The following is a 20480-nucleotide window of genomic DNA, read 5'->3' as shown; positions in this document are numbered from 1 at the left end:
AGAGTGCGATGCAGATGGGTGCGATGCAGGATTTCGAGTTGCGCGTGATGCGGCTGCTCGACCATGTTGCTCGCGAGCATCCGGGCCGAGAGGTCGTGACGCATTGGGTCGACGGTCGCGAAACTCGCAACGATTGGGCCGGCATCCACCGCAATGCGCGCAAGCTCGCCCAGCGGCTGGAGAAATGGGGCATCGAGCCCGGCGATCGCGTCGCCACGCTGGCGATGAACCACGAACATCATTTGACTTCATGGTACGGCGCAATGGGGATGGGCGGAGTGATCCATACGATCAACCCGCGCCTGTTCGACGAGCAATTGGTCTACATTGCCAACCATGCCGAAGATCGCGTGCTGTTCTACGACAAGCAGTTCCAGCCGCTGGTCGATCGATTGAAGCCGCATTGGACGTCGATCGAGCATTATGTCGTGTTCGATGACCTCGGCCCTGAGGGCTTCCAGGCTCTGCTCGACGCCGAGGACGGCGATTATGTCTGGCATGAAGGGTCGGAGCGCGAGCCGTGCATGATCTGCTACACCAGCGGCACGACCGGCAATCCCAAGGGCGTGCTGTACGAGCACCGTTCGACCGTGCTCCATGCGATGCATGCGGCCGAGCCCTGGGTGATGGGTTTGTCGGCGTCCGACGTGATCATGCCGATCGTTCCGATGTTTCATGCCGCGGCCTGGGGGCTGCCGTTCGCCGGCGCTCTGGCGGGGACGAAGTTCGTCTATTCGCAGACCAATGATGCCGCCGTGCTGTGCTCGCTGATGAATAGCGAAAAGGTGACGATCGGCAGCGGGGTTCCGACCGTGTGGCTGGCGATGTTCCAGCATATGGACGCGACCGGTGAGGAGCCGCGCTTTCTGCGCCAGATTACGGTTGGCGGATCGGCCGCCCCGCGCGCGATGCTGGCGCGGTTCATGGATATGGGGATCAAGCCGCTTCACCTCTGGGGCATGACCGAGACGTCGCCGATCGCGACCGCGCTGGCACCGGGACCAGATTGGCACGATATGTCTCGAGACGAGCAGCTCGACGTGGTCTGCAAGCAAGGAGCAATCCCGTTCGGCGTCGAACTGCGGATCGTCGATGACGAGGGGACCGAACTGCCACGCGACGGCGAGACGTCGGGCCGGCTGCAGATCCGCGGTCCGTGGGTGGTGAAACGCTATTTCAAGGCCGAACAGGACGCGGTGGAGACTGGCGGTTGGTTCGACACGGGCGACGTCGCGGTGCTTCATCCGAACGGGACGATGCAAATCACCGACCGGTCCAAGGACGTGATCAAGTCGGGCGGCGAATGGATCAGCTCGGTCGACCTGGAAAATGCGGCGATCGGCTGTCCCGGCGTCGGCGAAGCGGCGGCGATCGGTGTCTATCACCCGAAATGGGACGAGCGCCCGATTCTGCTGGTCGTGCGCAAGCCCGGCAGTGCTGTAACCCCCCAGGAGATCAATCAGCATCTGACCCAGCATGTCGCCAAATGGTGGTTGCCGGACGAGATCCTCTTCGTCGATGAGCTGCCGCACACCGCGACCGGCAAATTGCTCAAGACCGTGCTGCGCGAGCAATATAAGGATTATAAGCTGGCCAGCGCCGCCTGAGACCCAGGGTCCGTAAACTTGCCTTTCGCCACGCGTGGCGGCAGGTTGCGCCAAATGGACATGGTGACGACCGGCTCCGCCGGCGAGAATGGCGTGACGCTGGCGGCCCGCCCCGAGGCGCTCCGGCTCGCGCCGCACGAGACCGCCGTCGTCGTGATCGACATGCAGAACGCTTATGCGAGCGAGGGCGGCTATGTCGATCTCGCCGGGTTCGACATTTCGGGCGTCGCCGGCGTGATCGACAAGATCGCGACCGTGCTCGATACCGCGCGCAAGGCGGGCGTCCAGGTCGTGTTTCTGCAGAACGGCTGGGACGCCGAGTACAAGGAGGCGGGCGGGCCGGGCTCGCCCAATTGGCACAAGTCGAACGCGCTCAAGACCATGCGTGCGCGACCCGAACTGTCGGGGCAGCTTCTTGCCCGGGGAGGCTGGGATTACGAACTGGTCGATGCGCTCAAGCCCCAGCCCGGCGACATTTCGCTCCACAAGACGCGCTATTCGGCGTTCTTCAACTCGCAGCTCGATTCAACGTTGCGAGCGCGCAGCATCCGCAACATCGTATTCGTCGGCATCGCGACCAATGTCTGCGTCGAAAGCACGCTGCGCGACGGCTTCCATCTCGAATATTTCGGCGTGATGCTGGAGGACGCAACGCACCATCTCGGCCCGCCGATGATGCAGGAAGCGACGGTCTACAATGTCGAAAAATTCTTCGGCTGGGTTTCAACTGTGGCCGATTTCTGCGGCAGCTTCGGCCAGCTTCCCCAATCAGATAGCAAGGATTGACGTCATGCCGTTCGAGCCCATCAACCCGCCACAATTCCCGACCCCGATCGCGCCCTATTCAGCCGGCACCAAAGCGGGAAACACCGTCTACGTTTCGGGCGTGCTGGCTTTGGGGGAGGGTGGCACGGTGCTCCATGTCGGCGACGCCGCCGCACAGACTCGGCACGTTCTCGACGTGATCAAGGTGACGCTCGAGGCGGCCGGCGCGACCATGGCCGACATCGCGATGAACCATATCTTCCTCAACGACCTGGGCGATTATGCCGCGTTCAATCAGGTCTATGCCGAGTATTTCCCGGGCAACAAACCTGCGCGCTATTGTATCAAGGCCGAGTTGGTGAAGCCCGATTGCCTGGTCGAGATCGCCAGCGTGGCGCATATCGGCTGATGGCGCGCCACGATCCGTCATCCCGTCGTCTTCCGTCATCCCGGCGAAAGCTGGGATCCCCAACGGCGGCGCGACCGCTTCGTGACCGCAAGACCCCAGCTTTCGCTGGAGTGACGGAGTGGCGTTTCGCGCAAGTGACCGGGAAGCTCTGATGCCCGAAGCAGCAGGCCTTTATTACGAGGAACATGGCGCACCCCACGCGCCGCCGGTGATCCTGTCCGCGGGCCTGGGCGGATCGGCGAGCTATTGGGCGTCCAATATCCCGGCGCTGGCCGAGCATTTCCGCGTGATCGCCTATGACCATCGCGGGACGGGGCGCAGCGAACGTGCCTTGCCGGCGCGGATATCGGTCGACGATTTCGCCGACGATATCCTGATGCTGATGGACGCGCTGGGTGTCGATCGCACCCATTTGATCGGCCATGCCGCGGGCGGTGTCGCCGGACTCGCCCTCGCGCTCAAGGCACCCGAACGGCTCGATCGCCTGGTCGTGGTCAATGGCTGGGCGAGCCCGGATCCGCATTTCCTGCGCTGTTTCGAAATCCGGCTCGCCTTGCTCCGGCTGGCAGGTCCCAAGGCATATCTGCGCGCGCAGCCCGTGTTTCTCTACCCGCCGAACTGGGTTTCCGGACATGGCGACGATCTCGACGCCGAATTGACGCATCAGCTCGAACGCTTTCCCGGCGCGGACACGATGGAAAAGCGCATCAAGGCGCTCGCCGCCTTCGATATCGCCCATCGGTTGGGTGAGATCACCGCCCGCACTTTGGTGATCGCCAGTCGGGACGACATGCTGGTCCCGCCGATCGCCGGTCAGTTGCTCGCGGCAGGAATCCCCAAGGCCGGGTTCGGACGGCCCGAATATGGCGGGCATGCGGTCAACGTCACCGATGCGGACAATTTCAACGGTTTCCTGGTCGACTGGATGACGGGCGTGATGCCGCAATAGGAGAATAAGGCGATGCAGGTCGGCGTTTTCGTTCCCATCAACAACAATGGCTGGCTGATCAGCGAGAATGCGCCGCAATACATGCCGTCGTTCGACCTCAACAAGACGATCGCGCAATCGGCCGAACGGCACGGTCTCGATTTCCTGCTGTCGATGATCAAGCTGCGCGGGTTCGGCGGCAAGACCGAATTCTGGGAATACGGACTGGAGAGCTTCACGCTGATGGCGGGGCTCGCCGCCGTCACCGAGAAGATCAAGATCTACGCCACTTGCCCGACGCTCGTGATCCCGCCGGCCTTTGCCGCGCGGATGTGCAACACCATCGATTCGATCAGCCATGGGAGGTTCGGCCTCAACCTGATCACCGGCTGGCAGCGGCCCGAATACAGCCAGATGGGATTGTGGCCGGGTGACGAGCATTTTCGCAATCGATACAAGATGCTCGGGGAATATGCTTATATCCTGCGCGAGCTGTGGGAGACTGGCCGGAGCGACTTCAAGGGCGACTATTACCGGATGGACGATTGCCTGGTTCGGCCAACGCCCAGCGGGGACATGAAGATCATTTGCGCCGGCTCGTCGGACGACGGCCTCGCTTTCTCCGCTCAATATGCCGATTACGCCTTTTGCCTGGGCAAGGGCGTCAACACGCCGACCGCCTTCGCCTTCAACAACGACCGCCTCGCCGCCGCGACCGCCAAGACGGGACGCGACGTGTCCGTGTTCGTGCTCGTCATGATCATCGCGGCCGATACCGACGAGGAAGCGATGGCGAAGTGGAAGAGCTATAATGACGGGCTCGACATCGATGCGGTGCGCTGGCTGATAGATCAGGGCGCGGCCGACAAGCACAACCCGACCACCAATGTCCGCCAGCTCGCTGCGCCGGAAGGGGCGGTCAACATCAACATGGGGACATTGGTCGGCGGCCATGCCAGCATCGCGCGGATGCTCGACGAGATGGCGGAGGTGCCCAATACCGGCGGTGTGCTGCTGACGTTCGACGATTTCGTCCAGGGGGTCGAGGATTTCGGGACCAAGATCCAGCCGCTGATGAAGAGCCGGTAGAAATGAGCGGCCGGGCACTTCTGTGTCTGGGGCGGACGACCAGGATCGCCGGTACCGCCCGGGACGGCGGATGCGGCGGCGCGAAGGAGTATCCCTGATCCCAAACGCCGCGCCATCGGCCCGCTCCAGCATCCCGCGCACGGTCTTCGCGCTGGGATTCGTCAGTTTGTTCATGGATACCTCGTCCGAGATCATCCACGCCCTGCTGCCGTTGTTCCTGACGACGACCCTTGGGGTAAGCGTCGCCATGGTCGGCCTCATCGACGGCATCGCCGAAGCCACCGCGGCGATCTCGAAGATCTTCTCCGGCTACGTGTCCGACCGGATCGGGCGGCGCAAGCCGCTCATCGTCCTCGGATACGGCATGGCCGCGCTGACCAAACCGCTATTCGCGATCGCCCAGGGAGCAGGACTCGTGCTCGGTGCCCGCTTCGCCGACCGGATCGGCAAGGGCCTGCGCGGCGCGCCACGCGATGCGTTGGTCGCGGATATCACACCGGAGGCGGTCCGCGGCCGCGCCTTTGGCCTGCGCCAGTCAATGGATACGGTCGGCGCGTTCGTCGGCCCGTTGCTCGCCATCGGCCTGATGATGGCGCTGGCGAACAACATGCGCACGGTCTTCTGGATCGCAGTGATTCCGGCGCTGCTTTCGGCGGCGATCGCCATTGTCTGGGTCAGGGAACCACCTGCTCGCCCGCGGGCAACTCCGGGCGCGCCGATCCAATTGCGCGGGATCGGTGGGCTCGGTTCCGGTTTCTGGAAAGTCGTCATCGTCGGCTTCGTCTTCACCCTGGCCCGGTTCAGCGAAGCATTTCTGGTGCTGATCGCCAGCCGAAGAGGATTGCCATTGGCGCTCGCGCCGCTCGTTCTGGTGACGATGAACGCGGTCTATGCGCTGGGTGCGTATCCGGCCGGCATTTTGGCGGATCGGGTTCCGGCGAGAACCCTGCTGCGATGGGGATTGGTGAGCTTGACTCTCGCCGATGCATTGCTGGCGCTCGCTTCGCAATTGCCGCTCGTCTTCGTCGGGATCGCTCTATGGGGTGCCCATATGGCGCTGACCCAGGGGCTGTTGAGCAAGCTCGTCGCGGACCATTCCCCCGTCACGCTGCGCGGCACCGCGTTCGGCCTGTTCAATCTGGTGACGGGCGTCGCGATGCTCGCCGCCAGCGTCCTGGCGGGCGTATTGTGGGATATCGCAGGACCGGTCGCGACCTTCGCGACCGGCGGCGCGTTGGCCTTGCTGGCGCTCGGGCTCGCGCTTCCCTTACTGGGCAGCGCGCCTCCGCGCGTCCGACCCGCAAAGCCCACCCCTTGAAGCAGCTTCCGCCTCCGCCCGCCGGAGCCGAGACGCCATTTTGTTGCGCGCGATCAAGGTAACGATCGCGCAATTCCATCAGTATCGGGTGCAGTCCGCTGGAGATCGGTTATGCAGAGACTGCTGATGTTTGGCCTCCATTTTATGATCAGCACGACGATCATGGGAATATTCGTGACCGCCACGCTGAGCTCGGGCCATGGCACCGCGCGGCCAATCCTGATCGCCGCCTTGGCCGGGTTCGTCCTGTCCTTGCCGGTTAGCTGGTTCGTGACGCGCAAGATCACGCATCTCGTCAAGGCGTGAACAAGCACGGATAGCGTTCCCCGGGGCACCAATTACCGGGTGCCGATCGGCCCTAGAACAACTCTCCCTGCGGCCCGCGTGGGGCGTGGAACAGATCGGTACGAACGCTCAGCCGCTCGCGGTTCAGGCCGTGCTTCTTCATCGCGATCTGAAAGCGCGTTCGGAGCAGCTCGGCCCAAGGCCCGGAGCCGCGCATCCTCGTGAAGAAATTGGGATCGTTGTCGCGGCCGTCGCGGATCGAATTGATGATCGCCATGACCTTGCCGGCGCGGTCGGGGAAATGCGCGTCGAGCCAGGCACGGAACAACGGCGCGACCTCGAATGGCAGGCGCACCGGCAGATAGTTGATCGTCCGCGCGCCGCTTTCGGCTGCGCGTTCGACGATATGCTCGATTTCGTGGTCGGTGATCGCCGGTATGACCGGCGCGATCGACACGATCGTCGGAATGCCGGCATCGGCGAGCCGTCGCACGGCGGTCAGCCGGCGTTCGGGATGCGGCGCGCGCGGCTCGACCGTCCTCGCGACCTTCGCATCGAGCGACGTCACCGACAGCGCGACCGCCGCGAGTCCCTTCGCCGCCATTGGAGCGAGCAGGTCGATATCCCGAACGACGCGATCGGACTTGGTGGTGATGGTGAGCGGATGATCGGTCTCTGCCAGTACCTCGATACAGCCGCGGGTGATCCGCCACTCCGCCTCGATCGGCTGATAGGGATCGGTGTTGGTGCCGAACGCGATCGGCCGGCAGGCATAACCGGGCTTCATCAGCTCCGCGCGGAGCAGTTCGGGCGCGGTCGGCTTGGCGAACAGCCTGGATTCGAAATCGAGCCCCGGCGAGAGATCGTGATAGGCATGGGTCGGCCGCGCGAAACAATAGATGCAGCCATGCTCGCACCCGCGATACGGGTTGATGGAGCGGTCGAAGCCGATGTCCGGCGACTGGTTACGGGTGATGATGGTGCGCGGAGCCTCGACCGTGACGCTCGTCCTAAGCGGGGGTAGGGCGCCGTCCACATCCTCAAGCGCGTCCAGCCAATCGCCATCGGCGAGACGCTCCGGCAGGCTGAAGCGGGTGCTTTCGCGATTGACCGTCGCGCCGCGGACGGGACGAGCTTTTGCCATTGCCCGATCCTACGCCCCACTTTAGAACATATCAAGAACAATGGAGAGATGAGATGGCGAAGCTGAATTATGTCGAATTGCCGGTACAGGACGTTGCGAGCAGCAAGGCGTTCTTCGCCGCGGCGTTCGGCTGGGATTTCACCGATTTCGGCCCGACCTATGCGGCGACGATGAACGGCGAGACCGACCTGGGACTGCAGGGCGATCGCGCCGACTGGACGGCAGCGCCGCTCGCCGTGATCCAGGTCGACGATCTCGAAGCGACTGAAGGAGCCGTGAAAGCTGCCGGCGGAACGATCACGCAGCCGATCTTCGCCTTTCCGGGCGGACGCCGGTTCCATTTCCGCGATCCTAACGGCAACGAACTGGCGGCGATGCAAGCGGCACACGATTGACGGTGAGCGGCACCTACCGCTCCAGCAATCGCGGCATGAGTTCGACGAAATTGCAGGGGCGGAAGCGGCTGTCGAGTTGGTCCCGGAGGATCAGATCCCAGCCGTCCTTCACCGCGCCCGTCGATCCCGGCAACGCGAAGATGTACGTGCCGCCTGCGACGCAGGCGCACGCGCGCGACTGGATCGTCGAGGTGCTGATCGTCTGATAGCTCAACCAGCGGAACAGTTCGCCGAAGCCGGGGATCATCTTTTCGGCGACGGCTTCGACCGCTTCCGGCGTGACGTCGCGGCCGGTCACGCCGGTGCCACCGGTGGTGAGGATGACGTCGATCTCCGGATGCTCGATCCACGCCGCGAGCCGTTCTATGATCGTGTCGAGCTCGTCGCGCTCGATCGCGCGATCGGCGAGGACATGGCCGGCACCGGTCAGCCGTTCGACCAGTGTGTCGCCCGACCGGTCCTCGGCTAGCCCACGCGTATCGGAGACGGTCAGAACCGCGATCCTGACCGGTACGAAGGCCCGGCTTTCGTCAATCGGCATTCACCGCTCCCGTTCCGTGTTGATTCGGTGATGTCTAACCGCAAACCGTCATCCCAGCGAAAGCTGGAATTTCATGCGACTGCACGATCGCTTCGTAACCACGAGACCCCAGCTTTCGCTGGGGTGACGGGGAGGATTTATACCCGAAGCTCAAGATTGCCATGGCCGACGCGCGGTACTCCTTCGCCAAGGAGCGGCCCTGACCGATCCCGCAGCGCTTGGAACGAGGCAATTACCGGCTGGGCGTCAGCCTGACCGCGCTCGGCCCGGGCAGGCCCGGAAATTTCGGCCACATGCCCTGCGCCAGCGCAGCGCGGCTCGGCGACTTCAACCGGCCGTCCTTGCCTTCGTACATCCAGTAATTGCGCAGCACCGTGGTGACGTAGCCCCGCGTTTCCCAATAGGGGATCGACTCGATGTAGAGCAGCGGATCGCCACCGTCCTTGACGATGCCGTTCCACTCCATGACCGGCACCGGCCCGGCATTATAGGCGGCGATCACCTTGGGCAGGTAACCGCCGGTAAAGCCCTGGCTGCTCAGCCGCTCGAGCGTGCGCTGTCCGACCGCCATGTTGACCGACGGCAGCGACAGCGCGCCGCGATCGACGGTGATGCCGCGTTCGCGGGCATAATCGACCGCCGCGGCGGGCATGATCTGCATCAGGCCATAGGCGCCCGCCGGGCTGATCACGTCCTTGCGGAAGCGCGATTCCTGGAGCGCGTGGGCGTAGACCAAAGCCTTGTCGACCGTCCACCCGCCGGCCGGCGCCCATTTCGGCGCGGGGAAACGGGCGATCGTCGGCGCCTTGGTGCCTTCCGGACAATTGTTGCCCAGCCACATCACCGTCTCGGGCAGGTTGAGTGTCTCGGTCAGCCGAACCAGCGATGCATATTCGGTCTTGGGACCGATCTTCGCCTGCTGCTTGAGCACGTCGTCGGCCAGATCGGTCTCGCCGATCTCGACCAGCGCGGCGGCGACACGGACATTCGGCCGATTCTGGAGCTTGTCCCAATCGGCGAGCATCAGCTCGTCGGGAACAGGGGGCTTGTCCTTGATGCCCAGCTGCTGGCGGGCGAGCATGCCATAAAAGGTTTCGTCGAGTTGGGCCGCGTTCTTGAGCCGCGCTTCGACCAATTGCGGCCGGCCGCATTTCATGTCGGCGCGCGCCGCCCAATAAAGGCCCGCCGCGCGCAATTCGATGTCGCTGGCGCGCGCCGCGACGTTGACGAAGGCGCGCGCCGCCTCGGTGCAATCGCCCTGGCGCCAGGCGGCAAGGCCGCCGACCCACTCGCCCTGCACAGCCCAGTCGGTCGAACCGACCCGGGCCTTGGCGGCCATCAGGCGCGCATTGGCGTCGTCACCCTGCAGATAATAGATCCACGCCACCCGCTGCTGCCATTCGATCTGGGCCTCGGGAGTCAGGTTTGTGGTGCCTTCGAGCAGCGCCTGGGCGGCAGGCCCGTCATCGTTCTTGATGAACGGCTGCATCTTGAGCGCCAGTTCGGCGGCGGCGAGGTCGTATTTGGTCGCCTTGGCGCGCCCGCGGGTCGAGGCGCCGTTATTCCAGACCAGCCGCTGCTGGTAGGGGAGCGGCGGCGCGGTCACGCCGCGCGAGGCCAGGATTCGCGCGATGCTCGGCGCCTCGGGCAGTTCGGGCGCGGCGGTGACGACCGCGAGCAACGGGTCGTTCTCGACCTTGGGCGAGCCCTTGGCGGTATAGAGTTCGGCGAGTGCGATCGAGTGGAGCGGGCCCGGCTTCATCGCTGTCAGCTGCAACTGGGCGTCATTCCAGCGCTTTTCATGGATCGCCTTGAACACCGCAGCGTAACCGGTGCGCTGATCCGAATCGAGCTGGGCGGGAATGCCGCGCGCCATCACCGCGGATGGGGGTGGGTCGCCGGCGGCAAAGGCTGGAAGAGCAGGGGCAAATACCAGCGCCGAGGCGACGAGAAAACGCGCGACTTTCACTCAATTCCCCCCATCAACACTCTGAGGTCTTTCCAGGCATCGGCTTTGGCGACGGGCTTCTCCAGCAGGAAACGAGGATGGAAGCTTGCCACCACCTCACTTGTCCCGCCGTCATGGTTAACCTGACGTAAACTTCCACGGGCATGGGCGACATCCGGCCCCGTGATGGCACGGCTCGCCGCATTTCCCAGCGCGAGCACCCGTTTCGGCCGCGCGAGCGAGAGATGGTGGCGGAGCAGCGCCTCAAGCTTTTGACCCACGTCTTCGCCCACTCGGCCGGCCGGGGGACGCTTCACAGCCAGCGCCACGAGATAGATCGACTGCCGGTCGCGGCCGATCGCGGCGAGCATGCGGTCGAACAGGGCGCCGGCACTTCCCGACAGCAATTGGCCGGCGGGGTCGTCCTCGCGGTCGGGCATGTCGACGACGATCATCAACCCGCTCGCGACCTCGCCTTGCGTCCCGAGCGCTTGGCCCGGCCAGCCCGCTTCGGGTGCCGCTGGGCCAAGCCGCCATGCGGCGAACTCCTCCAACGTCGCCGGCAGCGACGGCGCCGCGACGGGGGCCTCGGCAACTTGCGCGGGCAGCCGCTCGGCGACGGACGGCGCGGCGGCGCGCGCAAGCCAGTCGCGCGGCAAATCGTCGATCTCGCAATCGACTCCCGCGTCGCGCCACCATTCGAGCGCACTGGCGATACTTGCCCGCCAATCGTGATTCTGGTCAGCCCCCATAGCTGTCGACATAGAGTCCCAGCTTGACCGCGGGGTCAATTCATTGGCACCGCATTCGCCGACAGACCGTTGTCGTCTTACGATGACTGGTCCGAAAAAGGTCCCAAGGGAGGAAAAGGGATGAGCGAACGCGAGTCGATGCCGTACGACGTGGTGATCGTCGGTGCCGGGCCGGCAGGCCTGTCGGCGGCGATCCGCCTGAAACAGCTCGCGGCTGAAAAGGGCGCCGAGATTTCGGTCTGCGTACTCGAAAAGGGCTCGGAGGTCGGCGCGCACATTCTGTCGGGTGCTGTGGTCGACCCGCGCAGCCTGGATGAGCTGATCCCCGATTGGCGGGACAAGGGCTGTCCGATGGCCGAGACCCCGGTCACCGACAACCAGCATTGGATCCTGACCAAGAAAAAGCGGTTCGGGATGCCGCATCTGTTCACGCCCGGCTTCATGCACAACAAGGGCACCTATACCGGCAGCTTGGGCAATTTGTGCCGCTGGCTGGCGGGGCAGGCCGAAGAGCTGGGAGTCGAAATCTTCCCCGGCTTCGCCGCGGCCGAGATTCTCTATGGCGACGACGGCAAGGTTAAGGGCGTCGCAACCGGCGACATGGGCGTCGCCCGCGACGGATCACACAAGCCCGATTATCAGCCCGGACTGGAGCTCCACGCCAAATACACCTTCTTCTCCGAAGGCGCGCGCGGACATCTGACGCGCCAATTGGTCGACCGGTTCGATTTGCGCGCCGATTGCGAGCCGCAGGTCTATGGTCTCGGCATCAAGGAATTGTGGGACATCAATCCCGAACTGCATCAGCCGGGCCGCGTCATCCACACCCAGGGATGGCCGCTAAGCGAAACCGGCTCGGACGGAGGCGGGTTCCTCTATCACCAGGCGAACGGCCAGGTCGCGCTCGGTTTCGTCACCTGGCTTAACTACTCCAATCCTTATCTGTCGCCGTTCCAGGAAATGCAGCGCTGGAAGACGCATCCTGCGATTGCCGAGATCCTGAAGGGCGCGAAGCGGGTCTCTTATGGCGCGCGGGCGATTTCGGATGGCGGCTATCAGGCAGTGCCGAAGCTGGTGATGCCCGGCGCGGCGCTGATCGGCGACAGCGCGGGATTTCTCAACGTGCCGCGGATCAAGGGTACGCACACCGCGATGAAATCGGGGATGATGGCCGCCGAGGCTGCCTTCGACGCGGTCCAGGCGGGACGCGAAGGTGACGAGCTATCCGCCTATCCGGACGCTTATGACGCGAGCTGGGTGAAGAAGGAGCTGTCGGTCGTCCGCAACGTTCTGCCACTTGTCGAAAAATACGGCCAATTCCTCGGCACGATCCTGTCGGGCATCAACATGTGGCTCGAAAGCTGGGGCATCCGCATGCCCTATACGATGAAGCACCACCCCGATCATACCACCCTGTGGCGCAAGGACCTCGTCACGCCGATCGACTATCCCAAGCCCGACGGCGTGCTGACCTTCGATCGCTTGTCTTCGGTGTTCATCTCGAACACCAATCACGAGGAGGACCAGCCGGTCCACCTGACGCTGAAGGACCCCAACATCCCGGTCGAATACGACCTGCCGATGTATGACGAGCCGGCGCAGCGTTATTGCCCGGCGGGCGTTTACGAGATCGTCGGCCAGGAAGAAGGCAATCCGCGCTTCGTGATCAACGCGCAGAATTGCGTCCACTGCAAGACGTGCGACATCAAGGACCCGACCCAGAATATCGTCTGGGTGGTGCCGGAGGGCGGCGGAGGACCGAACTATCCCAATATGTAAGCCCGCCTTAGTCGCCTGCGCCGCGCTGGCGTCCGCGTTCCTTTCGACGAGCGCGCAGGCTGACGATTATGGCGCGTTCGGCCGCGCCCGGATCGCGGCGGCGAACGGCAATGTTGGCGTCGCCGCCCAGCAATATGGCATCGCGCTGACCGCTTCTCCCCGCGATCCCACCGTCGCCAACCGCGCGTTTCGCCAGGCAATGGCGGCGGGCGATCTGGCGCTCGCGCGTCGTGCCGTGGCGGCCCTGGGCAGCGACGCACCGAATGATGCCAAGCTGCTGCTTCTCGCCGATGCGGTGAAGAACGGCAGCCCGGTTACCGTCGACAAGGCATTGGCATCGCTCGACAAGACGCCGTTCGACTTCTTCGTGCCCGCAGTCCGTGCCTGGCAGGAATTCGGCCGCGGCGGCGATCCCACCGCAGGGCTCGCGGCGACCGCGCGCACCGGCGCGATCCAGCACATCCTGCTCGAACAGCGCGCGCTGATCCTTATCGCACGGAACGACATTCCTGGTGCTGCCAAGGCGCTGTCGGCGGAACTGCGCGGCAGCAGCGGAGGCCTGGATCTGCGTTATTCGGCCGCGGAATTGCTGATGGGACAGGGCAATGAAGCTCTCGCGCTCGACTTGCTGAGCGGCCCTGATCCCGAAGTGGCCACGGTGCGGAGCCGTCTTCGTGCCGTCAAGGCGACACCGATGATCGGCATCGCGCGGCTCTACACGCGCCTTGCCGCCGACCTGACCGATTCCGGTACGACTCCGATCGCGATCACGCTGGCGCGCTCGGCGCTGATCCTCGACCCCGAGGACGGCCGTGCCCGCTTGTTGCTTGCCGCGGCGCTCGAGCGCCAGGGCGCGCACGACCGCGCGCTGACAGTATTGGGGGAGATCGCGTCGGGTACGGCGTATCACACGCTTGCCCAGTCGATCCGCGTCGAGGTGCTGCGCGCCAAGGGCGATGTGCCGGCGGCGATCGCCACCGCCAAGGCGCTTGCCGACGCGCCCGACGGTGATGCCGACAGCGCCGAGCATTACGGCAATATGCTGCTGATCGCGGACCGGCCGCTCGAGGCGGCGGTAGCGTATGAAAAGGCGCGCGACCGCCTCGGCGACGATGCCGGCTGGGCGGTCTGGCTGCAGATCGGATCTGCCTATGACAAGGCCGGACGTTGGGAACTGGCGCGTGCCGCGCTCGAACGAGCGGTCGCGTTAGGTCCCGACCAGGCGGTCGCGCTCAATTATTACGGCTATTCGCTGCTCGAGCATGGCGGCGACGCGGCGCGGGCGGTGGCGATGCTCGAAAAGGCGAATGCGCTGGCACCGAACCAGCCCGCCATCGCCGACTCGCTCGGCTGGGCCTATTTCCGGCGCGGCGATGCCGAGCGCGCGCTGCCGCTACTGGAATCGGCCGGCGCCGCGGCCCCCGCCGATGCCGAAATCGCCGAGCATCTCGGCGACGTCTATTGGGCGGTCGGGCGTCGGTACGAAGCGCGTTACGCCTGGAAGGCGGCGCGGGTGGTGGCAAAGCCGGACGCGACCACTCGGCTCGACGCCAAGATCATCAACGGCCTGGCGATGACGCGCTCGTGACAATCGTCGAAGCGGCGCCAGCCAAGATCAACCTCGCGCTCCACGTCCGCGCCCGGCGCGCCGACGGCTATCATGAGATCGAGACGTTGTTCGCGTTCCTGCGCGACGGCGACACCGTGACTATCGAGGAAAGCGACCGGGATCAGTTCGCGCTGACGGGTCCGTTCGCTGGGGCGTTGAGCGGCGAGGGCAATAATCTCGTCCTGGCGGCGCGCGATGCCTTCGCCGCGGCGCATGGGCCGTTGCCGCCCCTTTCGATCACGCTCGACAAGCATCTGCCGGTTGCATCGGGAATCGGCGGCGGGTCGGCCGACGCCGCTGCGACGTTGCGCGCGCTGGCGCGATTGAAGGGGATCGATCCGGCCGGGCTGGCGGATATCGCGTTAGCGCTCGGTTCGGACGTTCCGGCCTGTCTGCTGGGCAAAAGCGCAGTGGGCGGCGGGCGCGGCGAGCGGCTTAGTGCGATCGAGGGGTTGAGCGGGATACCGGTCCTGCTCGTAAATCCTGGCGTCGCCGTTTCCACAGCCGCCGTCTTTCGCGGCTGGGATGGCGCGGATCGCGGCCCCCTATTCCACCGTCACCCCGGCCTTGTGCCGGGGTCCACTGTGCCGCAAACCCCCAATGACGGGGCTGTGTTGCACGGTGGATGCCGGGACGAGCCCGGCATGACGGAGTCCTTGGAGATCGCGATAGGAGGCCGCAACGATCTCGAGGCGCCAGCCCGCGCTATCGCTCCTACGATTGGCGCGGTGATCGACCTGCTCGCCGCCCAGCCTGGCGTCACGCTCGCGCGGATGTCCGGGTCGGGTGCCACCTGCTTCGCATTGTTTGAAAACGAAGAGACGAGAAGCGCCGCGCGCCGTGCGATCGCTGCCGCTCGACCTAGCTGGTGGTGTCTCGAATCGACACTCGCGTGACAGATTGGCGTGCCAGTGCGGGACCGCCCCGAGGGGCTTAACCATCGTCATCCGCACGAGTCCTCAACTGGCCCCCAACTTGCTGGGTGATGGCCACGCAGGTCCGTCTCCACGCCGCGCCCGCGCATGGTCTCCGGCCAAAAACCGGACGTCATCGGTCGTGGGAGCGGCTTCGGCCGCTCCCCGCCACACCAATTTCAGCAATAGTCTTGCGCAAACACGCCTTCTCGCGACATAGGCGGTCGCATCATGACCCACATATTCGACAAATCGAAGCTCCCCAGCCGCCACGTCTCGGTCGGTCCGGAGCGTGCCCCGCACCGCAGCTATTATTACGCCATGGGCCTGACCGAGGAGGAGATCGCGCGCCCGTTCGTCGCGCTCGCCTCGGCCGGTAACGATTCGGCGCCGTGCAACACCACGCTCGACGCGCAGGCCGATGCCGCGCGGCGCGGGGTCGAGCAGGGCGGCGGCATGCCGCGGCGATTCAATACCATCACTGTGACCGACGGCATCGCGATGGGGCATCAGGGGATGAAGGCCTCGCTGGTCAGTCGTGAGGTGATCGCCGATTCGGTCGAACTGTCGGTGCGCGGCCATTGCTATGACGCGCTGGTCGGCTTTGCCGGGTGCGACAAGTCGTTGCCGGGCATGATGATGGCGATGCTCCGCCTCAATATCCCGTCGATCTTCGTTTATGGCGGATCGATCCTGCCCGGCCGCTTCCACGATCGTGACGTCACGGTAAAGGACGTGTTCGAAGTGGTCGGCCGCTATGCCGCCGGCAATTGTCCTCTCTCCGAAGTGCACGAGCTCGAACGCGTGGCCTGTCCGGGGCATGGCGCGTGCGGCGGCCAGTATACCGCCAATACGATGGCATGCGTTGGCGAGGCGATCGGGTTATCCTTGCCAAACAGTAACATGGTTCCAGCTCCTTACACCACGCGTGAGCAGATTGCCGTGTCCGCCGGCGCGCAGGTGATGGAGTTGCTGGCGAAGAATACCCGCCCGCGCGACATCTGCACCCGTCAGGCCTTCGAGAATGCCGCTCGGATCGTCGCGGCAACCGGCGGCTCGACCAACGGTGCGCTCCATTTGCCGGCGATGGCGCACGAAGCGGGGATCGAGTTCGACCTGTTCGACGTCGCCGAGATCTTCAAGACCACCCCTTATTGCGCCGATCTCCAGCCCGGCGGCCAATATGTCGCCCGCGACATGTATGATGCGGGGGGGGTCTATATGCTGATGAAGACCCTGCTTGCCGAAGGGTTTCTGCATGGCGACTGCCTGACCGTCACCGGCAAGACGCTCGGCGAGAATATCGATCAGGTGACGTGGAATCCTGACCAGAAAGTCATTTACGACGCCAAGACGCCGATCACCCCGACCGGCGGCGTCGTCGGCCTGCGAGGCACGTTGGCGCCGGAAGGCGCGATCGTGAAGGTCGCCGGGCTTCACCATCTGCAATTCGCCGGCCCGGCGCGCGTGTTCGATTGCGAGGAAGAATGCTTCGCCGCGGTCGAGGCGCGCCAGATCAACGAAGGCGAGGTGATCGTCATCCGCTACGAGGGGCCGAAGGGCGGCCCGGGCATGCGCGAGATGCTATCGACTACCGCGGCGCTATACGGCCAGGGTATGGGCGAGAAGGTCGCGCTGATCACCGACGGGCGCTTTTCGGGCGCCACGCGCGGCTTCTGCATCGGCCATGTCGGACCGGAAGCCGCCGAGTGCGGCCCGATTGCGTTGGTCGAGGACGGCGACATGATTCGGATCGATGCGGAGGCGGGCACGATCGACTTCGACGTTCCCGAGGACGTCCTGGCCAAGCGCCGCAAGGCGTGGAAAGCGCGGGTGTCCGATTATGGGTCGGGCGCTCTGTGGCGCTATGCGCAGAATGTCGGCCCTGCCTATAAGGGCGCCGTGACCCATCCCGGAGCGGCGGCCGAAAAACATGTCTACGCGGATATCTAGCGCGCTCGCGGCTGTTCTGATTCTCACTGGCTGTTCGGCCGACCCGCGCTCGTCGGCCGGCAGCGGCAATAGCGCATTCGACAACGCGCTCGCGCAAGCGGGTTCGGAGGCCGATGACGATGGCCGCATCGTCTGCGCGCCTGCGGGCAACGCTGCTTTCTCGCGCCAATGCACGCTCGATCGCGTCCAATCGGCCGAGGGGCTGATCCTGACGGTGCACAAGCCCGACGGCGGATTCCATCGCCTGTTGGTGGTCAAGGACGGACGCGGTGTCATCGCCGCCGACGGTGCCGAACCTGCCAAGGTGACGATCGTCGCCGATCATCAGATCGAAGTGGCGCTCGGCGGCGACCGCTTCCGTTTGCCCGCGACGATGAAGGGCAAGGGCGCTAAAGCGGCCAAATGATTTCGAGTGAAGGCTTACCGATCGTCACCGCCGCCGCGATGCGCGCGGCGGAAGAGGCGGTGTTCGCGAGCGGGGTTCCGCAAGCCGAATTGATGGAGCGCGCCGGCGCTGCCGTGGCACGCGAGGCGGCCCGTTTCGCGATGGGGCGGCCGGTGCTGGTGCTCGCCGGTCCGGGCAATAATGGCGGCGATGCGATGGTCGCCGCGCGCCTGCTGGACGAAAGTGGGCATGACGTCATGGTCGCTGCCCTAGGCGAGCCAAAGGAAGGCGCGGCCGCCGCGATGCGCGCGAAATGGACCGGTAGGGTGGTCAACCTTGCCGATGCACCGGCGCGGCCGATCGTTGTCGACGGATTGTTCGGAACCGGCCTCACTCGCCCACTCGCGCCCGATATCGTGGGCCAATTGCAGCGGTTGGTGAGCGCGGCGCACTTCACCCTCGCCATCGATCTACCCTCGGGAATGGACACCGACTTCGGCCGCGATTTGGGGGCGGCCGGCGCCACGGTCACGCTTTCGCTCGGTGCGCTCAAGCCCGCGCATCTGCTAGGCGAAGGTCTCGACCGTTGCGGACATGTCCTGCTCGACGATATCGGCATCCCGATCGCCACGACCTGGCGGACGGTCGCGATGCCGCAGCTGAGCCCTCCCGCCCCGCACAGCCAGAAATATACGCGCGGCCTGGTGGCGGTGCTGCAAGGCGGCATGCCGGGTGCCGCCAGGCTTGCGTCGAATGCGGCGCTTCATGGCGGCGCCGGCTATGTCGTGCGCGTCGGCGGCGATGACGGCCACGGACCGAACGCGATCGTCCATCGGCCACTCGCGGAGTTCGACACTCTGCTCGACGACGAACGCACCGGCGCGGTCGTGGTCGGCCCCGGACTGGGACGTGACGAAAGCATGGGCGCAAGTCTCGACGCGGCGATTGGCTCGGCACGACCGCTGATACTCGACGGCGATGCGCTGAGCCTGATCGGGCGCGATGTCGCCCGGCTGCGCGGCCGCGCCACGCCGACCTGCCTGACCCCGCATAGCGGCGAGTTCGACCGCATGTTCGGTGAGGGGCAGGGGAGCAAGATCGATCGCACCCTGGCGGCGGCGGCGGAAACCGGGGCGGTGATCGTGCACAAGGGCGCCGACACGGTCATTGCGACGCCTCAGGGCGATGTGCGGGTCTATTCCGGCGGATCACCGTGGTTATCGACCGCCGGTACCGGCGATGTGCTCGCCGGCCTGCTCGGCGCGCGGCTGGCCGGAGGCGCCGCGCCGCTCGCGGCGGCCGTGACGGCCGTTTGGCTTCACGGTCGCGCCGCGCAGCTCGCGGGTTCGGCTTTCGCTGCCGACGATCTGATCCCGTGCCTGCCGCGTGCGATCGCGGAGTGCCTGCGATGACCGCCGATACGATCATCCGCGTCGCCGCGCGGGGCGAGGGTGTCACGGCGGATGGACGCCATGCAGCGCTGACGGCGCCCGGTGATGTACTCAACGCCGATGGAACGGTCACGCCCGGCCCGCATCACCAGCTACCGCCTTGCCGTCACTTCCCGACCTGCGGCGGGTGCCAGCTCCAGCATCTCGACGACGCGAGCTACGCGGCGTTCATCACGGACCGTATGGCGGGCGCACTCGCCGCGCACGATTTGGAAACCGATATCCGCGCACCGATCGTGTCGCCGCCTCATGCACGGCGCCGGGCCTCGCTCCATGCCGAGGCCAAGGGTGGGCGGATAAGATTGGGGTTCGCCGAGGCGGGCAGTCATGCGATCGTCGATATCCAGGAATGTCATATACTTGCGCCGGAATTACTTGCTTTGGTGGCACCGTTGCGCAAACTGTTGGCGCGCCTTGGGCTGAAACGCCGCCGGGCTGATATCCAGATGACGTCATGCGATCAGGGTGTGGAACTGCTGATCGGCGCGAGCTTCGACGGGCTCGAAGCGGCGGAGGCGATCATCGCGTTTTGCCAGCAGTACAAGGTTGCGCGCTTCGCGACCGATGACGGCATGGGACCCGAGACGCGGTGGGAGCCCGATCCGGTCACCATCACTTTAGGCGACGTGGCAGTACCGTTTCCGCCAGGCAGTTTCCTCCAAGCGACGCGCGACGGCGAGGCGGCGCTGATCGCCGCGGTGCGCGAGGCGGTGGGGCAGGCAGGCACGATCGCCGACCTGTTCGCCGGGCTCGGCACGTTCGCGCTCTCGCTGGCGCCGGCGCGCGTCTATGCGGCCGAGGCGGGGCGTGACGCCATCATGTCGTTGAAGAGCGCCGCAGCGCGCGCGGGACGCCAAGTGTTCGCAGACCATCGCGATCTCTATCGCCGCCCGCTGACGGTGGAGGAGCTAGGTCGTTTCGGCGCGGTCGTGCTCGACCCGCCGCGCGCGGGGGCACGAGACCAAGCGGCCGGCCTGGCGCGAGCGACGACACCGGTTATCGCCTATGTATCATGCAACCCCAGCAGCTTTGCGCGCGATGCTCAGATCATCTGTGAGGGTGGCTATCGCCTCGATTGGATACAGCCGGTCGGCCAGTTTCGCTGGTCGACCCATGTCGAGCTCGCGGCGCGGTTCAGTCGCTGATCTCCGGTCTAGGCATTACACGTTTACGCTTCCCCGGCGAAGGCCGGGGCCCAGTTTCGTGCC

At 65.3% G+C, this 20480-nt stretch carries 19 protein-coding genes; 15 read left to right on the top strand and 4 right to left on the bottom strand.

Translation table 11 applies throughout. The features are described 5' to 3' along the window. Positions 1-8: 8 nt before the first annotated feature. From SPR01S_RS00645 to SPR01S_RS00615, 7 genes are all read left to right on the top strand, one after another. Entirely contained in the window at positions 9-1607 is a 1599-nt protein-coding gene (locus SPR01S_RS00645) for a long-chain fatty acid--CoA ligase (protein ID WP_439646715.1), read from the top strand. Positions 1608-1661: 54 nt separating this feature from the next. Beyond that, the gene (gene rutB, locus SPR01S_RS00640) at positions 1662-2393 is read left to right on the top strand and encodes a pyrimidine utilization protein B (protein ID WP_066583441.1); all 732 of its coding nucleotides are present in this window, start codon (positions 1662-1664) and stop codon (positions 2391-2393) included. A 4-nt stretch (positions 2394-2397) separates the two neighbouring features. Beyond that, complete coding sequence (rutC, locus tag SPR01S_RS00635; RefSeq protein WP_066583438.1) at positions 2398-2781, top strand: pyrimidine utilization protein C; 384 nt, start codon at positions 2398-2400, stop codon at positions 2779-2781. Between the two features lie 151 nt (positions 2782-2932). After that, positions 2933-3730 (top strand): pyrimidine utilization protein D, encoded by a 798-nt coding sequence (rutD, locus tag SPR01S_RS00630; RefSeq protein WP_066583435.1) that lies wholly within the window; start codon positions 2933-2935, stop codon positions 3728-3730. A 12-nt stretch (positions 3731-3742) separates the two neighbouring features. Beyond that, positions 3743-4798: a pyrimidine utilization protein A gene (gene rutA, locus SPR01S_RS00625; RefSeq protein ID WP_066583432.1), complete on the top strand. Its 1056-nt coding sequence runs from the start codon at positions 3743-3745 to the stop codon at positions 4796-4798. A gap of 70 nt (positions 4799-4868) precedes the next feature. Continuing rightward, on the top strand, positions 4869-6116 hold the full coding sequence (locus SPR01S_RS00620; protein ID WP_066583430.1) for an MFS transporter: 1248 nt from the start codon (positions 4869-4871) through the stop codon (positions 6114-6116). Positions 6117-6227: 111 nt separating this feature from the next. Continuing rightward, positions 6228-6422 carry a hypothetical protein gene (locus SPR01S_RS00615; RefSeq protein ID WP_066583427.1) on the top strand — a complete coding sequence of 65 codons (195 nt, stop codon included), beginning with the start codon at positions 6228-6230 and terminating at the stop codon, positions 6420-6422. Between the two features lie 52 nt (positions 6423-6474). On the opposite strand, the gene SPR01S_RS00610 is transcribed toward SPR01S_RS00615, so the two are convergent. Beyond that, positions 6475-7545 (bottom strand): PA0069 family radical SAM protein, encoded by a 1071-nt coding sequence (locus tag SPR01S_RS00610; protein WP_066583425.1) that lies wholly within the window; start codon positions 7543-7545, stop codon positions 6475-6477. A gap of 53 nt (positions 7546-7598) precedes the next feature. On the opposite strand from SPR01S_RS00610, the gene SPR01S_RS00605 reads away from it, so the two are divergent. After that, a complete protein-coding gene (locus SPR01S_RS00605; RefSeq protein WP_066583424.1) occupies positions 7599-7940 on the top strand; it encodes a VOC family protein in 342 nt (113 codons plus the stop codon). 13 nt (positions 7941-7953) lie between these two features. Here SPR01S_RS00605 and moaB read toward each other — a convergent pair whose 3' ends face one another. From moaB to SPR01S_RS00590, 3 genes are all read right to left on the bottom strand, one after another. Next, on the bottom strand, positions 7954-8481 hold the full coding sequence (gene moaB, locus SPR01S_RS00600) for a molybdenum cofactor biosynthesis protein B (protein WP_066583422.1): 528 nt from the start codon (positions 8479-8481) through the stop codon (positions 7954-7956). A gap of 232 nt (positions 8482-8713) precedes the next feature. Further along, the gene (locus SPR01S_RS00595) at positions 8714-10450 is read right to left on the bottom strand and encodes a lytic transglycosylase domain-containing protein (protein ID WP_066583419.1); all 1737 of its coding nucleotides are present in this window, start codon (positions 10448-10450) and stop codon (positions 8714-8716) included. Continuing rightward, on the bottom strand, positions 10447-11181 hold the full coding sequence (locus SPR01S_RS00590; protein WP_066583727.1) for a uracil-DNA glycosylase: 735 nt from the start codon (positions 11179-11181) through the stop codon (positions 10447-10449). Before SPR01S_RS00590 ends, SPR01S_RS00595 begins: the two co-directional genes overlap by 4 nt. Positions 11182-11301: 120 nt before the next feature. On the opposite strand from SPR01S_RS00590, the gene SPR01S_RS00585 reads away from it, so the two are divergent. From SPR01S_RS00585 to SPR01S_RS00555, 7 genes are all read left to right on the top strand, one after another. After that, on the top strand, positions 11302-12960 hold the full coding sequence (locus SPR01S_RS00585) for an electron transfer flavoprotein-ubiquinone oxidoreductase (RefSeq protein ID WP_066583416.1): 1659 nt from the start codon (positions 11302-11304) through the stop codon (positions 12958-12960). Positions 12961-13159: 199 nt separating this feature from the next. Then, positions 13160-14548: a tetratricopeptide repeat protein gene (locus tag SPR01S_RS00580; protein WP_066583415.1), complete on the top strand. Its 1389-nt coding sequence runs from the start codon at positions 13160-13162 to the stop codon at positions 14546-14548. Continuing rightward, the gene (locus SPR01S_RS00575; protein WP_174531856.1) at positions 14545-15465 is read left to right on the top strand and encodes a 4-(cytidine 5'-diphospho)-2-C-methyl-D-erythritol kinase; all 921 of its coding nucleotides are present in this window, start codon (positions 14545-14547) and stop codon (positions 15463-15465) included. Before SPR01S_RS00580 ends, SPR01S_RS00575 begins: the two co-directional genes overlap by 4 nt. A 249-nt stretch (positions 15466-15714) precedes the next feature. Next, positions 15715-17436 carry a dihydroxy-acid dehydratase gene (ilvD, locus tag SPR01S_RS00570; protein WP_066583411.1) on the top strand — a complete coding sequence of 574 codons (1722 nt, stop codon included), beginning with the start codon at positions 15715-15717 and terminating at the stop codon, positions 17434-17436. Continuing rightward, the gene (locus SPR01S_RS00565; protein WP_084250826.1) at positions 17417-17842 is read left to right on the top strand and encodes a hypothetical protein; all 426 of its coding nucleotides are present in this window, start codon (positions 17417-17419) and stop codon (positions 17840-17842) included. The genes ilvD and SPR01S_RS00565 overlap by 20 nt, the downstream gene beginning before the upstream one ends. Then, positions 17839-19233 (top strand): bifunctional ADP-dependent NAD(P)H-hydrate dehydratase/NAD(P)H-hydrate epimerase, encoded by a 1395-nt coding sequence (locus SPR01S_RS00560; protein ID WP_066583404.1) that lies wholly within the window; start codon positions 17839-17841, stop codon positions 19231-19233. Before SPR01S_RS00565 ends, SPR01S_RS00560 begins: the two co-directional genes overlap by 4 nt. Beyond that, on the top strand, positions 19230-20417 hold the full coding sequence (locus SPR01S_RS00555) for a class I SAM-dependent RNA methyltransferase (RefSeq protein WP_066583401.1): 1188 nt from the start codon (positions 19230-19232) through the stop codon (positions 20415-20417). The genes SPR01S_RS00560 and SPR01S_RS00555 overlap by 4 nt, the downstream gene beginning before the upstream one ends. The last annotated feature ends 63 nt before the right edge of the window (positions 20418-20480 follow it).

Source organism: Sphingomonas pruni NBRC 15498, from assembly GCF_001598455.1.
GTDB lineage: Bacteria > Pseudomonadota > Alphaproteobacteria > Sphingomonadales > Sphingomonadaceae > Sphingomonas > Sphingomonas pruni.
This window is presented reverse-complemented; position numbering and strand designations above follow the sequence as displayed.

What these genes read in the sequence shown, in the direction of transcription:
- SPR01S_RS00645 (WP_439646715.1), top strand. Translation starts at nt 9, where the DNA reads ATGCAGATGGGTGCGATGCAGGATTTCGAGTTGCGCGTGATGCGGCTG.
- rutB (WP_066583441.1), top strand. Translation starts at nt 1,662, where the DNA reads ATGGACATGGTGACGACCGGCTCCGCCGGCGAGAATGGCGTGACGCTG.
- rutC (WP_066583438.1), top strand. Translation starts at nt 2,398, where the DNA reads ATGCCGTTCGAGCCCATCAACCCGCCACAATTCCCGACCCCGATCGCG.
- rutD (WP_066583435.1), top strand. Translation starts at nt 2,933, where the DNA reads ATGCCCGAAGCAGCAGGCCTTTATTACGAGGAACATGGCGCACCCCAC.
- rutA (WP_066583432.1), top strand. Translation starts at nt 3,743, where the DNA reads ATGCAGGTCGGCGTTTTCGTTCCCATCAACAACAATGGCTGGCTGATC.
- SPR01S_RS00620 (WP_066583430.1), top strand. Translation starts at nt 4,869, where the DNA reads ATGCGGCGGCGCGAAGGAGTATCCCTGATCCCAAACGCCGCGCCATCG.
- SPR01S_RS00615 (WP_066583427.1), top strand. Translation starts at nt 6,228, where the DNA reads ATGCAGAGACTGCTGATGTTTGGCCTCCATTTTATGATCAGCACGACG.
- SPR01S_RS00610 (WP_066583425.1), bottom strand. Translation starts at nt 7,545, where the DNA reads ATGGCAAAAGCTCGTCCCGTCCGCGGCGCGACGGTCAATCGCGAAAGC.
- SPR01S_RS00605 (WP_066583424.1), top strand. Translation starts at nt 7,599, where the DNA reads ATGGCGAAGCTGAATTATGTCGAATTGCCGGTACAGGACGTTGCGAGC.
- moaB (WP_066583422.1), bottom strand. Translation starts at nt 8,481, where the DNA reads ATGCCGATTGACGAAAGCCGGGCCTTCGTACCGGTCAGGATCGCGGTT.
- SPR01S_RS00590 (WP_066583727.1), bottom strand. Translation starts at nt 11,181, where the DNA reads ATGGGGGCTGACCAGAATCACGATTGGCGGGCAAGTATCGCCAGTGCG.
- SPR01S_RS00585 (WP_066583416.1), top strand. Translation starts at nt 11,302, where the DNA reads ATGAGCGAACGCGAGTCGATGCCGTACGACGTGGTGATCGTCGGTGCC.
- SPR01S_RS00580 (WP_066583415.1), top strand. Translation starts at nt 13,160, where the DNA reads ATGGCGGCGGGCGATCTGGCGCTCGCGCGTCGTGCCGTGGCGGCCCTG.
- ilvD (WP_066583411.1), top strand. Translation starts at nt 15,715, where the DNA reads ATGACCCACATATTCGACAAATCGAAGCTCCCCAGCCGCCACGTCTCG.
- SPR01S_RS00565 (WP_084250826.1), top strand. Translation starts at nt 17,417, where the DNA reads ATGTCTACGCGGATATCTAGCGCGCTCGCGGCTGTTCTGATTCTCACT.
- SPR01S_RS00560 (WP_066583404.1), top strand. Translation starts at nt 17,839, where the DNA reads ATGATTTCGAGTGAAGGCTTACCGATCGTCACCGCCGCCGCGATGCGC.
- SPR01S_RS00555 (WP_066583401.1), top strand. Translation starts at nt 19,230, where the DNA reads ATGACCGCCGATACGATCATCCGCGTCGCCGCGCGGGGCGAGGGTGTC.